Below are 15824 nucleotides of genomic sequence, written 5' to 3'. Positions count from 1 at the left end.
TATTCATATTGGCCGATAAGGCCTCTCACAACATTTTCAAGTGTTGCCACGATATGAATAAGAAAATGTCCAATCGTTATAAAAAAGGCTGGGTACTACTCCAAAATGGAGCTGTACCCGGCCTTTTTTATGACTATTCCTCCAGATAGAGACTTACTTTGTTTTGAATACTATTGGCAACCGTTTCAGCCGATTTTTGCCCGCTAAAGAATGGTTCTGTTTCGTCGATTAAAATTTTCTTAATTTTCGGATCGAGTCCACTATAACGCTTCAACTGCGGAAGAAGTTCCTTTGCCGCTTCAATAAATTCAGGGCTCAGCTTCATATCTTTGTTTGCTGCCGAAGCATCAATTTGAGCTTGACTTGCTTTTTTATTCACAGGCAGTCCTTCCAGCTCCGGCGAGGATTGCATCTCCTCCGAGATTAAAAATTGCAGGAACGACCAAGCTTCTTTTTTATTCTCCGACTTATTATTAATCGAGAGCAGCATATTCGACTCAAACGAATTTCCATCTTTGGGTTCGCTTGTAGGAGCTTGATAAAGCAATGGTTTGTCGTAAAACATCGATGCGAAGCTTAGACTTGAATAGGTCGTTATTTCAGACAGAGAGAGTGCATCCTTAAGTCCCAGCGATTCTCCCATTTTTATCGCCTTGCCTGGCCCCTTTGGTTGCTCTAGTGGACTAATAATTTTCAAATCGTAAAAAGACTTCGCTTGTTTAAGCATGTCGATAAAGGCTTGATCTTGAAATTTGGCTTTCTTCTCGTTGACATCCAAAAATTTGTCCATATCCTTACTAACCATTTCTAGGAGCAGTTTATCTGGGTTTAAATAGCGAACGAGAGGATCTTTACTGCCGTCATTTGCAAGAGTTTTCATTTTTTTCTCGAACTCATCCCACGTCCATGCTTTAGCAGGATCGAGATTCAAGCCAGCGAGACGTTCCTGATTGCCAAACCATACGCTAGTCATTACGCCATAAGGCAGCGCATATAAACCATCTTTATTCTTTAATGCGTCTAATACATTCATAAAATAGTCATCTTGGTTAAAGCCGTTTGTTTTGTCCATGAAATCGATTAAATTAGTCAACAGCCCTTTTTCTGCATATTTGTTATAAGCCAGTTCGTCAACCGCAATAATATCAGAAGCATTGCCGTTCATCAGCTCTGCATTTACAGTCGTCACAAACTTCTCAACCTCAACGGGATTGATCCCGCCACCTCGTGCAACTGTAATTCTGCCACTGACTTCTGGTACGGTATAAGAGGGCTTGATTTCAATTTTAATAGTCGGATTCGCAGCTTCAAACTTCTCTTTTGCCAGTTCAAGGAAACGAGTGGACTTTATAACCGAAAGCGTAATTACTTTTTTCTCATTCGAGTTTGGTTTATCTGTAGCACTTTTTTCTTCATTTGAAAGACTATTTACTGGGCTACTTGCAGAAGGATTTGAAGAGCTGCATGCCGAGAGCACTAGCATAAGGGTAATAAGACTTAAAATAAAACCTTTCTTGCCAATCATTTTATGTTTCATTTCAAACATCCTTTCGTTTGGGTTGATTATAAATAGCGGCGATGATACAAAATCCGAATACGGTAATCCATAGTCCGGGCTGAATCACCTGCGGCATTCCAGCAAGTATTAAGGTAAATGCCGTAAAGGCGTAACAGGCGGCCATGCAATAAAAAAGTCGAGTGATTTGACCTTGCTGCGAAAGACCGACCAGTCGCCATTCGCGAATGCCCATAAGAAACAACGGCAATCCAAGAAGAAGACCGATCACAGTAAGTATAGGTACAAATGAACGAAGTCTTGACTCCATTAGCTGAAATTGAAAAGCTTGCTCAGCGAGTACAGGCTTTTCGCTCCAAAATTCGAACAACTTCGTTTTAAAGAAATTTAAATCGATCCATCGCTCTGGTATCATTTCAGAAGGAATATAGAAGGAATAACGGGTGTACTGCCATAGCATAACCACCATCCCTGCAAGGCTCAAACAAGCTGTGACCCGCGTCCATATAAATCGGCGTTCTTGTCTCAGAGCATCACTAGCATAACCCGTTTGCAAGGCTGAACGTAAACGTCGAAATACGTGTAGGAGCAGCTTACGCATCAGAAGCAAGGTTAGCCCAATAACCAAGAAACCCGCCAAGGATGGAAGTAAACGCGGCAATTGTTGCATCAAGCGCATTTTGTGCTCCCCCATTTGAATCGTATAACTGTTAAGCGGCAATTGGTTTGCCTGCAGCACCACTTGCACATCACGCTCACCGCTCACGATGGCATCGGATGCTTCAAGCTCGATAGTTCCCACTCGCAAATCTGGCAATACATCGCTCAAAACCCCTGCTGGTAGTAACACTTCCGGCTTGGTGCCACTTGTCATCCATTCCAGTAAATGATTATCCTTCTGATAAACACCTATAATTCGGAGTTTTTTATTCCGTATTGTGATTTCCATACCAATGACGTCAGTAGAGCCAAAGAGTCGTTCTGCCAAGTCTTCGCTTAGTACAACAACATTGGAATCCTCCGACATGGATCTCTCCGTCATCATGCTGCCTTCCGATAGCCATAACGTTGTAAAATCAGTATATTTCCCGCCGATTCCCGCAACTTGAACCGCTTCTGAACGCTTCCCTGCTTGCACGAATACATCCGCCTGCATTTTATAGGAAGCCTTTCGTTGCCAAGCTTCAATAAGCTTGTTCGCCTCACCATTCGTAAACCCTGGAGCTCCATCGTTGCCTTGCACGGAGTTCACCTGCATGATAATTCTATTGGAACCAACCGAACCGCCAGATTGCTTCCATGTCATGATTGCCGCTTCGGAGAACCCGCTGCTGAAGCACATCAGCAAGATGCCGATAGCCGCTAGAAATGTTCCCCAGCGCATCGTTCTCACTCCTCTCCCTCTCCACCTGCAAACAATACTCTTTGGCCTTCTTTGAGCTGTTTGTTGCTAGATATGACGATTCGCTCGCTTCCATTGAGGCCATCTTTGATCTGAGAATTCAGATCGTCAGAATCCTTTACAACCACCTTTGTTTTGCGAATGAAGTATTCCTTGCCAAGTGAACCTTCCCTTTCACCGATGTAATATACAAACGTACCATCCTCCTCGCTTTTCCTTATAGCATCATTAGGAATGAGAAGTCCCATCATATCGACATCCGCATCAGTTTCCTTCTTCCATTCAAAATCCCCATACTCACCTCCTTGAAGTCGTTTGTCATTCAGAGCAACGCGAATCTCCTTCTGCCTGCTTGGAGGCCGCGACTTGTCAGACTCTTCTTGCTTTTTGGTTTCAATGGCGCTTATTTTCCCTTGAACTATGGCATCGTCCAAGCCTGGGAAGGTAATATCGATTGATTGACCAACCTTAAGATATTTTGCTTGTTCTTCGGACACATCAGCTTTGAAGACAAATCCTCCGATTGACTTCTCTGTCACGGTAAAAGCCGCTGTACCGGGAGGAATAGTCATCCCAACCGTCGCCAGAACTTCTTCAACCGTTCCGTTCACGGTCGAAGTGAGCTTTGAGTTTTGTTCGATTTGTTTCTGCAAATCATTTATTTTGCGCTTCTGTGCATTAAGCGTCAATTTGGCGCTTTCGATATCAAGGGCGATGCTGTTTAGTAGCTTTTCGTCACCGCTTTGATTCGCTTCCTTGTAGCTGGTTTGCAGCTTTTCCAGATTAATCTGCTGCTGGTCGTAGCTGAGCTGTTCATTCGCGATCGCTTCCTCAGCACCCTTCGTATCGAACTCAATCAACACTTGTCCTTTTTTGACTTGGTCTCCGACCGCTACCTTGACTTCTTTTACCGGCCCTGACGATTGTGCGGAATTTATTTTGACCGTTTCTGCCGATTCAACAGCTCCCGATCCATTCACCTTAAAATTCAAGCCGCCAAAAGTCGGCATTTTAGCGGTAATCCTCGGCAAAGAATATTGAAGCAGTGTGTTGGACATCAACGTGAGCACCAGCATCATCAGAATAAAAGCAATGATTAGCCGACCTGTTGTTTTCCTCGTTGACTTGCCTGAAGTGACAGTTTCTTCTGCAGTAGCTGCTGCCATCGTTATGATCTCCTTTCTATCCTTTTATTCCTGACAGTTGGACGCCTTCAACAAGCTCTTTCTCCGCATACAACATAAGGAGAATCGCCGGAAGCATATACAAGACCGATGCCGTAAAGGCAATGCCAATATCCGCTTCATTGATATAGCTGAGATAAACAGATAACGGCTGCTTCATAGCATCCTTTAAAAAAATAAGAGGCTGCTCCACCATGTTCCAATTATCGATAAATGCCAGTACCGCTAGCGCCGCCATGCCGGATCGACACATCGGAAGTACGATGGTTAACATGATCGTGAAGTGACCTGCCCCATCCATACGAGCGGCTTCCACATAGCTGTAAGGAACAGCTTGCATAAACTGCCGCATCAGGAACACGCCAAAGGCACTAAATATGCCGGGCAAAATAATCGACCATTCGCTGTTTATCAGTCCCATCCAATTCGCCATAATATAGTTCGGTACAAGCGTCACCTGAAAAGGCATCAGCATCACAACGATATAAGCGAAGAACAAAGGCTCTCTCAGGCGAAACCTTAGCTGAGAGAACGCATATCCAGCTAATAGGGAGACAATAAGCTGCCCGGCAACAATCGGTATAGTCATCTTCATGGAGTTCCAAAAAAGAAACAAAAATTGCGGCTGCCTTAGCAATATGTCATAGTACGCATTCAGAGTTACTTGAAAGGGAACCCAGTGCAAGCGAACATATTCACCTTCAGACAGCATTTTCACGAGAGAGTCTGCGTTTTCCTCATCGGATTGTGCCCCCAAAATCGGCGCAAGCTCTATTTTTAATTCGCTTGGAGACATGAATGAATGGGTGACCGTAATGACGATAGGGAAAACGATAACGACAACAAGCATCAGTAGCAACAGCGTTAGCAAGCTTTTGTAGATCGTACTTCCAATACTTGCTTTCCGTTCTCGCAAACGCCTTATGATATCCATCCATCTATCACTCCTTCCACGAATCTAGTTGTCATGCGACTAGAGCCAACGACTAAAGCGCCGTTCCACCATAAAGAGGATCATAACTAACATTACGATTACGGTCGCCATCATAAAAGCAGCCGATGTCATCTTCTGATAATCCAGCTGTTGAAACATGTTGTTCATAAAATGCTGAAGCATATACAAGCTAGGATGCGGGTAAGGGCCAGCGAGCATATACGTTTCTCGAAACACCTTAAACGAATTGATAATCGACATGATAAAGACGAAAAAAGTCGTGGGCGTCAAATAGACAAGCGTAATGGATCGCCATTGCCTCCATCTTCCCGCGCCGTCAATACGCGCAGCTTCATAATGATCGATTGGAATGTTTTGCAGCCCTGCGAGAAACAAAAGCATGTTATAGCCGACATTTTTCCATACATAGATCATGATCGCGATGTAAAGCGCTGAACCACCCTCCATCCAATCCTTAGATGCCACGCCCCATGCATTCATCCAATTGTTCAGAATTCCATTCAAATCGAAAAAAATTTGCCAAATCAATACAATGGATGCTACCGGAATAACAAGCGGCGATAAAAACGCAATTCGAAACCATCGTTGGCCGAACACCCGCCCATTTAACAACGAAGCGAGAAGGAGTGATAGCAGCATATTCATGGGCACGCACAGGACGGTGAACAAAAACGTGTTCCATATCGCTCTGCGAAAAGAATTGTTTCCAAGAAGATCAACATAATTCCGAATCCCTACGAACTTCCCGTCAATCGGTGTATCCACCAGCGAGTAATAAAACCCGATTCCAAACGGCAGGAAGAAAAAAATAGTTACTCCCACCAAGCTCGGGATCAGAAATATGGCGGCATGTGTCCCATCCGATCGGATCATTCTTACAACCCAGCGTCTAAGATTACCGATCTTTCCCAAGAACATCAGCAGCATCCTCCTCTGGCAGCGTCAGCCTGAATGCAACCCCGTTATTTTTATGAATAATCTCGATCTGCGCTCCAATGTTATTTAAAATTTGCTTAACTATCGCCAGGCCAAGCCCGAATCTACCATGAGGTCCCATTTTAAAAGGGTCGAACACGTCCTGAAGCAGTGACTCCTCCATAGGCGGACCGTCATTGTATATTTCTAACGTTAATGCCCGGGATGTCGTACTCCTCTGCGCTGAAATCAAAATTTCGCTGGAAGCATAACGGATTTGGTTGTCGATAATATTTTCGAAGACCACCTTCCACTGTTCTTCGTTTCCATTCATAAACCAAACGGGCATTTCAACAGACCATTTGAGTTCCGGACGCCGATAACGAAGCCGTTCTACAACATCCACCAGCACTTCCTTTATATCCATTGGTTTCATCGTTGATTGACGGGATGTGGACCTGATGTATTGCAGCCTGTTCAAGCTCAGCAAGCTGTGAATCTGCTTATCCAGGCGCTCTGCTTCTGAGATAATCGTTTCAATACTATTTTCAATAGATCCCTTAGGATAAAAACCGTCCTTAATCGATTGAGCATAGCTGTGGATAACCATCACCGGCGTTTTTAATTCATGGGAAGTATTTTGCAAATAAGATTGCTGTGCTTGATCCTGTTGAACGAGCCGCTGACGCATCGTCTCAAAAGCTGTTGCTAGTCTTCCGATTTCATCCTTCCGTTCCATATCGAATGGCTCATGCCAATCATGTTCCGCAATGCGGTTTATCTGCTTTTCCATAACAGAAAACGGCTTGGACAAATAACGAGCGAGCCACATGCATGGAAGCCAGCTTACCAGCATTAAAGCGATCAGCAGCAGACTGAGATTTCGGAATAACGTTCCGATTTGTTCCTCCCGATAATTGTTCCATGTATACGAGATTAGGGAGCCTGATTGACGATCTTCCGACTTTTGGATGATATATAATATTTTTTGTCCGCTAATTTCCCCTTCATAAGTCTCCGATGGATTCTTCTGCGATGCCATCTCCAGCTTGAGCTTCTGGATAAAAGAATCAGGCAATTCTATGCCGCCTACCACAGGAATTAACTTATCCTTATAGAAAAACAAATGATTAATATCTGCTCCTCTGTGTACGATAGTTGTTCTACCAAGTGATGGCGTCGCCGGAGCACTTATATCCGAGTTAGTGCCCACTTCTAACTTAGGCCTTTTAGCAATAGATACCGTCAGAAAAGATTTCTTCTCGTTCCCATCGGCTGAGATCGTGATGGCTAGGCTACCATCTTCCTCGCTTACCGTAAATCCAGCGAATAGCTTTTGCGAATCTTTAATCATCCCATAGATCTGCCCGGTAAAAAAACTTCTGAGCATAGAAGGCATCAACAGCGATACGGCTAAAAATAGACAGAGTATAACTGCTGCAAATACAGTCCAGATTTTTACTGCCATCGGCCAATGCTTCATGTCTTCACCAGCCTATAGCCTGAGCCGTATACGGTTTCAAGCCGCAGTTCCGGCATTTTTTTGCGCAAACGCCGGATTAGATCATCGACAACACGGTCTGTGCCGTAGTAGTCATCTCCCCAAACCTGCTTCAAAACCTGCTCGCGCTGTATCAGTTGTCCGATATGAAGGACAAAATACATTAACAAATCAAATTCCTTTGATGTTAGATCAATTGTCCCATCCAACCCGCACTTCACAATTCGAGCTTGACCTTCGATGACATAGGGTGCGATCTCTATGCTATGAATCGGTGCGATTTCCTTTACGAGATGGCCATAGACACGATCCAACAGCTTACGGGTACGGATGACTAATTCACGAGGCAGGAATGGTTTAGACAAATAGTCATCGCTCCCAAGCTCCAGACCAACAATTCTATCCAGATCAGCATCTCTGGCGGAAATAAAAATGATTGGCGTGCCGTTATTGTCCTTTTTAATTTCTTTCAGCAACTGATAGCCGTCCATTCCAGGGAGCATAATGTCCAGAATCCACATATCCGGCTTTTGCTGAATCATTCGCCGCGCTTCTTCACCATCCTTAAAACTGCTAACCTGCCAGCCTTCCTGCTTCAAGTAATAAGCAAGAATCTGATTCAAGTTCATATCATCCTCAACAAGGTAAATTGTGTACATCGCATGATCTCCTTCATCTCACTGTGCCTAGTCTAACAAATGATTATCGCAAAATTATTAAAAAATTATGTGAAATTGTGTGAAAACAATTGCCAATCCAAATAACATTTAATACTTCAATTAATAAGTTAAAAAGATTCGAAGAAGTTACAATTATACTGCATAATGAGTAATAATAAGGGGCGTCATTGTGCTCTTGCGCAAAAACAGTATTTGATTGGTTTCAGACTTGTCTATGTTTGAACTCAAATACATGGAACTTACTTCGTGTATTTTACTGGTAAAAGCCAAATGTAACAAAGATTCGTTTTCATGAGATTAGGCATACCGTTGCAACACTCATGTTAAGCCAGAACACAAACCCAAAAATTGTCACAGAGATCTTGGTCATGCCGATATCCGAACCACTCTGGATATGTATAGCCATGTTTTACCTGATGTCCACAAAGAGACCATAAAATTAATCACATTATGTACTATATTCATACTTCTCTTCCTCCATAAAAAACAAAAAAACGCTTGGGAACCCAAGCGTTACGCGGTTGTTTTATGGTGGAGCCTAGGGGGATATCCGCTCGTCAACTCGCTATCCCTTTCGATTGGATGTCCCATTCCTGATTTAACTTGCTGCCGATGATGACTCAATGTGTGGACTACCTTATAGGTAGAATGAGACGCCGTGCTCCTTTATTAGAAGTTCTATCTTCGAAGCATCGTTAGCCAACCTTGACCGCTTGCCGCTACAAGAATCATGTGGGATTCGATAAACTGCAGTCTTAATTCCCAATCATTTGCTTGGTTACTGATATGCTCAATTTCTCGAAGTTTGAAACACATTCCTTCGAGCGATACATATTCATTATGTTTAAAGTTCTTTTCTATCTCAACCAAGCCATCTCACCGTCCCCATCTTAGCTAAAAACATTTTAGCCCACCATTTTTCTTATCGCAATTTCCACGTACGATGAAATGGAGAATTTTACGGGTGCTAAGCAACATATATGCGAAAAAAAGGCTCCCGCCGATTCATTCAGCAGAAGCCTCCTGTTCATTCATAAATCTTTATAACCCCAACTTATGCCCCTTCTCCAAGCGCTGAATCTGCTGTTCCCCGGTGTCTGCTAGTTCCCGGAACTGGCTGATCGTCTCTCGCATCTTCGGCAGTGCTTCCTGTTTGTAGGTGCTGATGGAATCTAGCGCCGATAACACATCCGTAAATGCTTGTTTCAACGTCTCCACATTGATATTGGCTTCGAGCGCTTGTTTATGGATTTGAGCCCCTTGATCTTTGAGCATCCTCGATGTGCCGGCAATCAGTTCATTGGTCGTTTGGTTGAGAAGCTCAATCTTCTTCAAGACGATCTTCTGATTGTAGAGTGCGCTCGCAACCGTTACAGAAATTTTCAAGGCCGAGATGGTCACGTTCTTGGCTCTGTCGACACCGCGAATCAATTCTTTGTTGTTGCGGGTGACCACTTCAATTGCCATTATCCCCTGCTGATTGACGACCATCATTTGCTGCATATCCATGACCCGTTGACGAAGTGGGAACAGCACTTCTTCGGTGATGAAGCGAATTTTATCCGGGTCTTCATTCCGTGCCTTGGCCGCTTCGATCTGTGCTTCAATCGATGCATCCATTAATGTACCGAGCTCGATTTCCTTCTGAAGCTTCTTCGTCAGATCGCGCAGCGCCTGCTGCTCAATTTCAAGCGTCGTATTGTCATTCTTCAAGGTCGTTTTACCTTTATCTAACGAGACGACAATATCGGCGATCATCGCATCGGCTTTTTCATACTTCAGAAAATATGCGCGTAACGGATTGAATAGCTTACCGAGAAATCCCGTTTTCGTAAAATCAATGACGCTGGGGTCGAGATCTTTTAGTTGCATATGCAGCTCGGTTAATCCTTTGGCGACTTGACCGCCGTCGTCTCCCGTTTTGGACAAGTTACCTACCGATACCTGAAGCAGATTGTTTTTATTCGAAGAGGTTCGCATCGTATTCATCCCGAACGTATCGATCGATTGCAAGATCTCTTTTCGCTTCTCCAGTGAATCCAGATCTAACGACATAATGGAGGCAACATTGGAATCAGCCAATGCTTGTAGCTTCGCGACTTCCTCGGGAACGGGTTTAACCTCTTGCTCGATCGCTGCTTGAATTTCTTCCGGGTTTACGACTTCCATCGAAAATGACATAGGAATCCTCCTTTGATTATAAAAAGTTACATTTGAACGTTAAACAGGTTTGCAATTTTATAGACAACATCATCGGTATCGGCATTAATACTCGCTGCTTCATTAATGCTCGATATGCTCTGCAGCGCTTGAATATCGGCATTGTAGCCAATGGTGTAGATCGGCACTTTGTAGGTTGCAATCAGATCCTTGATATCTTTGAGGGAATTCCCGCGATTGGTCTCCCCATCACTCAGCACGAAGATCATCGGCTTAATCGATGGATTTACGGCTTTCTCATCCTGGAGCATTTTTAACGCAACGATAATGCCGTCGAATGTAGCCGTACCGCCATCTGCTTGTAGACTCTCTACCGCTCCAACGAACATCGACTGCTGTGTCGTGTCATACTTCTTAATTGGCAGATTAATCGTGACATCATTAGAATAAGAGACAAGCCCGATGCTATTGTCTTTTCCTAGATACTTTTGTCCTTTGAGTAACGATTCCTTTAATCGATTAATCGGTTCTCCGGCCATGCTGCCCGAGACATCCGTTACGAACACAGCGGCAATCGGTTTACTTCCGTTTTTCTTCTCTTTCCATACCTTCTGTGCGGAGGAGAGAAGTCCACCCTCCACGACTGCAATTTCGGATTTATAATCATTTAATTGATTGAATCCTTTGTCTTGCGCCATCTTCTGATATTTGTCTTGCGTCACAAATTCAGCAAATTTCTTAATAAGATCAATTTTGTCCTTCGGGAGATCGCCAAGCGCGTATAACGGACTGTCATGTCTCATCCCAAAGGGGGTAAATACGTACCCGCTCTTCAAATCAGCTGTGTTCAGGTAAGACTGATATTCGAGCACGAACCCATCTAACATTCCGGACTTCGCTGCATCGCGCATTTGAATCGTGGTCGAGGCTAGAAAAGGCACATTCGCTTGGAATTTCTCGAAGCCTTGGATCGCTTTTTCACTTAGAATATTCGAGCTGTCAAACGTATTAAGGGCTGTGATCAGGAAGTTCAGCCCTGTTGAGCTTGCAAAAGGATCCGTATAGCCCATTGCGAATTCATTATTCGCGATCGCTTCCGTCACGGTCTTAACATTCACAGATCCATAAGAAGCGACAAGCGCATCATTCTTGGCTTTCGTAATCACAATCCCAGGAACGTTGCCAACAAGCCGCTTGGTTATAAGCTGCGTCTTAACCCCACTCGCCTTGACCATTTCGCCCCATAACTCATTCGAAGGGGTATAAGCATCAGGAATATATTTGCCGGATTTAATATAATCGGCAGCTGTACCAGACGCAATATTACGAATTTTGACGGAGACGGGCTTCCCGTTCACTTGGATATTCGCCTGATTGAATTCTGTTGCAACATCCGCTAGCCAACTATCCATCCCTGTTCCTGACTTTTCCGTCGAAGAGAATATTTCAACGAAATTATTGGTCGTATTGTTCACTGTAACCGGAAACTTCGAAATATCCGGCAGCGTCTCCCCAATATCCGCAGGATTGATATCGATTTGACCTTTTACCGGGGTATCGGTCGTCACAGATATGTTGTTGTAGAGCTTGTTGAGCTGCTTGCTTGCGTCTTCCGTAGTAACCTGAGATTTCGTTTTGCCCAAGTTCGAGGTAAAGTTCACCCCAAGATAGACAAGGATAAATACAACTACCAAAATAAAGACAGATAATAGAAACTTACTCTTTCCAGTCATTCGCTGCACCTCTCACGATTTATAGTATTTGGTCTGCTTGATTAATGCGTCCAATTCCTGCATGCAGGACAGTTGTTCAATTTCACCGGGCTCAATTTGATCTAGGCTGGAAATTTCTAAGAGGAGTTGATCGAGCTTTACTAGAATTTCTTCGTTATTCGCAATGGAGCTCTTCATGGATGTGAGGTAATCGTTATACACGTTCGCTTTTTTCTGGAGAAGTTCAGTGGAGAAACTGGATGACTTGCGTTGAATCATACGATTATATTCCGATTCATCAAAGACGTTAAGGATGTTCAATATATTCCTGATGTTCAGATAGAATAGATTCTGGGCGGCTTGGGATACGGCTGCGAACTTCTTAAAGCTCAACTCCGTCTCTTCAAATCGCTGCTTCAGAACCTGGAGCAAGGTACTCTTCCGCTTCTGCAGCCGCTCCATTTGCTCTAAGGCTAGGTTCATATCGCTTTCTATTCCTTTGACATGGCGATATCGAGATAAATTATCGACATATTCTTCGTGCGTTTTGATTTCCTTAACAGGGATAATAACAGGTTTCTTGAACAATAAATGATAAATGCCATAGATAAGAGCACCTGCGCTGGCAAACAATAAGGTGACTCCCGTTGCTGTGGATAGGGCGCTTGCTCCAATCTGAACACCTAAAAATCCTGGTGAGAGCACGAGGATGTTCACAGCAGCTACGCTAACCATAAGACCAATGAGTTTAATGATATTTGTACTCGACAATATTCAATCCTCCTCTGCCTTTCTTCAGGATGGGTTAACTTCAAATATGCTAGACTTCCGTTGCCTTACGATGGCGCCTTGCGATGGTCGATAAAGATTCCATACTGGATCCCTGATGATACACAGGTTCTTCGAGAATAGCACCTTCCTGAACGAAGTACGTATGTATTTCCATCCATTGGTTTTTCATCACTGCATTGTATCTACGTTGCATGCCAGAAAAAGTCACAAGTAATATGCCATCTGATTTACGAATCTCGCTCGGGCTAAATTCCCCTCGCTCTAGCGCTTTGCGAATGGTCGCACCCCCGCCTTCAATCCCCCACAACCGGGCCGCTTCCGATAAGCCGAACACTTCATTGACGCTGATGCCATTCGGGGGGTAGGACGGAATAGGACCTTGAATGATCGAGAGCTCATTTTGCGCATATACCCGTGTATGGCCTTGCAACCTTTCCCCTTGCGGATCGTAAGCAATAACAGAAATACTAACTTCTCCATCACGTTCTACACATTGACGAACTGTCAGCAAATCTATTAACGCTGCATTCTCCTCCTGGGTAGGAAAAATGGATGCGGGCCACAGTCTTTCTCCATTCGACAAAATGACTTGATAACACAACAGATGCCCCATAAACTCCTCCATGATCGTTCCAAGTAATGGTAATAGAACATGAAAATTTTACCATAGTCACGAAATCGTGACAACCAAAATATTCCTCACCATGTCCCATTGTAAAAACACCGAAAACCTAAGAAAGAAGGAGAAACAAACGCATATAAGCCCCCCATCCAATTAAGGACGAGAGGCTGTCATATAAAGTCATAGAATCCTCACAGATTGTAGATCGTTAATCATGTCCTAACGTTTCTTGAAACGGTTTACGATCACCCATTCCGTAATGACGATATTGATGACCAATCCAACCCAGATATTGACTTCAAGCACTTGATTCAGTATAGGTTCAACGCCTTGGAACGGCACACCCCTATGTCCTGCGAGGTAGATCAATATGCACACCGGCGTAACGATGCGTGCACTTGCGGCGACAAGGGTCATGGCATAATTGCGGGTCATCCATACACTGTGGGCCTCGAATTTTCTATGACGGGCTGACCGATATCCTTGCCACCCGGTAAATAGCCATAACGCCACCAAGCTCAAAAAAGCCATTTGCCGGATATAACTTGATGTATACATCCCCACAATCAAACCGGTTATGCTGCCAATGGCTACGAATGCCAAATAACTTCGTCCGACGATCCGGTGGACGTGGGGTCGTCTGGCTCGCAGGCCGGGAAGAAATTGCAGCCACCCTACAATAAGAGCAAACAGCGATGCGAAAATATGGACGAGCAGGAACGGGTAATGAAGATTAAACGAAGGGTTAAGCGATACTCGACTTTGCACAGGATCAAATAAGACATAAGGAGCTATGGCAAAACCGGCGGCACCCAACGTAAGCACAACGATAATCATCCACCCGATCTTGTTTTTAGAGACGTTCGACATATGCTCCTCCTTGACTAATTTGATATTTCAACAACGGCGTGAAATGACGACGAATTCGGAATCGATTTCATCATGTAGTCAGCCAAGTCCGCGCGTGAAATCCCTTGTGCCTTAAGTAGTGGCTTATTAAGAGCCGTCCGGTACGTTCCTGTTTTCGATCCATCCGTTAACCGGGGAGGACGAATGACGGTCCAGTCCAGCGATGATTTCCGTAATATAGCCTCCATTCGAGTCATATCTTCATAAGCGTATTTGTACATAGGCTGAATTACAAGCTGGATCACTAGCCTTTGCAGCAAAGGAGTATCGGGTGGAACCACCAATCCCGCCGAGGATAAGCCGATCAACCGACGTACGCCTGCTCCCTCCATCGCCTTGACGATATTCCCTGTTCCTTCGGAGTATACGGTCGTAGGCTTGCGATGATTTACGCCAAGCGCCGATAGAACCGCATCTTTGCCGATGATCCATGGACTGAACGAAGATAGGTTCAGAACATCTCCCCGAACGACTACCAACTGTTCATGGCGAATGTCAACCGCTTCTGGGTTGCGAACGATTGCGGTCACTTCGTGACCGAACTCAAGTGCCTGCATGACAATTTGACGCCCGGTGCCGCCTGTAGCTCCGAATACGACGATTTTCATCCCGCTGTTCCACCGGTAAGTTCTTCAACAAGCCAGCGCACGATGGCTTGATGTCCTTCAATCGTAGGGTGGAGTCCATCCCATCCAATGAATTTCGGCAGCGCCGGTTGCCCGAATCCTGCTTGCGTATCTACGACAGCATCAGGCATATTACGTATCATGTCGCCGACCGATAGGATGTCTTTGTTACGCCAGCTTAATTGCCCCATCTTAAAATATGGGAACGCGTCCATTCTCTCTTCATCGAAAGTCGGCGGCGTAATCCATACCCATTGAGAATTGGTACGCGCTGCAGCAATCCGCCGAATCTCAACTAAGTTTTTGGTAGTTTCTTCTAAGCTGACTTGCGTTTTGGTTGACTCAGGCCCAACGCGCAACACATCATTGCCCCCGATCATACAAAGGATCCAATTCGGCTGCTTCTGGGCAATGCCGCTGAACCGACCGAGCACTTGGGTTGAGGTGTTGCCTGATATCCCTTCATTGATCAGTTGTATCTCGTCCTGTGGTCTTTGCAGTTCAAGCAGGTGCCTAAGAATTTCAAACCATGATAGCAGATCATCTGTCGTACTCTCGCCAACGCCGATAACGGTTTCACCTGCTTTGAATGGTAATCGATCGATCCGATCGGCAAAATCAGGGAGTTCCAGCAGTTGCTCCGCTGCATCTCTTGCCTGTTGAACCAATTGATCTTTGACGGCCTGGTACGATGCCAAATCCATACCGTAAATGGCAGCTAACAATTTGTCGTCGAGATGACGCGCAAAGCTCAGCAGCTTATCAGGATGCTGCATTTGAATCAGTTTGGCCCATTGCGGGTTTAATGAAGTTTCCATCGCTCACGATTCTCCTTTTTATATGAATCTCT

Annotated in this window: 14 protein-coding genes; all 14 read right to left on the bottom strand. The window is 44.6% G+C overall.

All coding sequences use genetic code 11. The features are described from left to right. Positions 1-133: 133 nt before the first annotated feature. The 14 genes from C558_RS0106635 to C558_RS0106565 all read right to left on the bottom strand — a co-directional run bounded on the left by C558_RS0106635 (position 134) and on the right by C558_RS0106565 (position 15792). Positions 134-1537 (bottom strand): ABC transporter substrate-binding protein, encoded by a 1404-nt coding sequence (locus C558_RS0106635; RefSeq protein WP_018755467.1) that lies wholly within the window; start codon positions 1535-1537, stop codon positions 134-136. A gap of 1 nt (position 1538) precedes the next feature. Next, positions 1539-2900, bottom strand: coding sequence for an ABC transporter permease (locus C558_RS0106630; protein WP_018755466.1), 1362 nt, complete (start codon positions 2898-2900; stop codon positions 1539-1541). A gap of 5 nt (positions 2901-2905) precedes the next feature. Then, positions 2906-4084 (bottom strand): efflux RND transporter periplasmic adaptor subunit, encoded by a 1179-nt coding sequence (locus C558_RS0106625; protein ID WP_018755465.1) that lies wholly within the window; start codon positions 4082-4084, stop codon positions 2906-2908. Between the two features lie 16 nt (positions 4085-4100). After that, on the bottom strand, positions 4101-5036 hold the full coding sequence (locus C558_RS0106620) for a carbohydrate ABC transporter permease (RefSeq protein ID WP_018755464.1): 936 nt from the start codon (positions 5034-5036) through the stop codon (positions 4101-4103). Between the two features lie 39 nt (positions 5037-5075). Further along, positions 5076-5975 (bottom strand): carbohydrate ABC transporter permease, encoded by a 900-nt coding sequence (locus tag C558_RS0106615; RefSeq protein WP_018755463.1) that lies wholly within the window; start codon positions 5973-5975, stop codon positions 5076-5078. Then, positions 5953-7440 carry a HAMP domain-containing sensor histidine kinase gene (locus C558_RS30550; protein WP_169445312.1) on the bottom strand — a complete coding sequence of 496 codons (1488 nt, stop codon included), beginning with the start codon at positions 7438-7440 and terminating at the stop codon, positions 5953-5955. The genes C558_RS0106615 and C558_RS30550 overlap by 23 nt, the downstream gene beginning before the upstream one ends. Positions 7441-7451: 11 nt before the next feature. Continuing rightward, positions 7452-8132, bottom strand: a complete 681-nt coding sequence (locus C558_RS0106605) for a response regulator transcription factor (protein ID WP_018755461.1) — start codon at positions 8130-8132, stop codon at positions 7452-7454. Positions 8133-9194: 1062 nt separating this feature from the next. Further along, positions 9195-10334: a toxic anion resistance protein gene (locus tag C558_RS0106595; protein WP_018755459.1), complete on the bottom strand. Its 1140-nt coding sequence runs from the start codon at positions 10332-10334 to the stop codon at positions 9195-9197. Between the two features lie 26 nt (positions 10335-10360). Next, positions 10361-12046: a vWA domain-containing protein gene (locus C558_RS0106590; protein WP_018755458.1), complete on the bottom strand. Its 1686-nt coding sequence runs from the start codon at positions 12044-12046 to the stop codon at positions 10361-10363. 12 nt (positions 12047-12058) lie between these two features. Further along, positions 12059-12796, bottom strand: coding sequence for a hypothetical protein (locus C558_RS0106585; protein WP_018755457.1), 738 nt, complete (start codon positions 12794-12796; stop codon positions 12059-12061). A 49-nt stretch (positions 12797-12845) separates the two neighbouring features. Further along, entirely contained in the window at positions 12846-13430 is a 585-nt protein-coding gene (locus C558_RS30545; protein WP_018755456.1) for a helix-turn-helix domain-containing protein, read from the bottom strand. 228 nt (positions 13431-13658) lie between these two features. After that, complete coding sequence (locus tag C558_RS0106575) at positions 13659-14309, bottom strand: DUF2306 domain-containing protein (protein ID WP_018755455.1); 651 nt, start codon at positions 14307-14309, stop codon at positions 13659-13661. A gap of 14 nt (positions 14310-14323) precedes the next feature. After that, positions 14324-14956 carry an NAD(P)-dependent oxidoreductase gene (locus C558_RS0106570; RefSeq protein WP_018755454.1) on the bottom strand — a complete coding sequence of 211 codons (633 nt, stop codon included), beginning with the start codon at positions 14954-14956 and terminating at the stop codon, positions 14324-14326. Further along, positions 14953-15792: an SGNH/GDSL hydrolase family protein gene (locus C558_RS0106565; RefSeq protein WP_018755453.1), complete on the bottom strand. Its 840-nt coding sequence runs from the start codon at positions 15790-15792 to the stop codon at positions 14953-14955. Before C558_RS0106565 ends, C558_RS0106570 begins: the two co-directional genes overlap by 4 nt. Positions 15793-15824 lie beyond the last annotated feature (32 nt).

Source organism: Paenibacillus terrigena DSM 21567, assembly GCF_000374845.1.
GTDB classification, from domain to species: domain Bacteria; phylum Bacillota; class Bacilli; order Paenibacillales; family Paenibacillaceae; genus Paenibacillus_K; species Paenibacillus_K terrigena.
The sequence above is the reverse complement of the archived record's forward strand: the minus strand, read 5'-3'. Positions and strand labels throughout refer to the sequence as shown.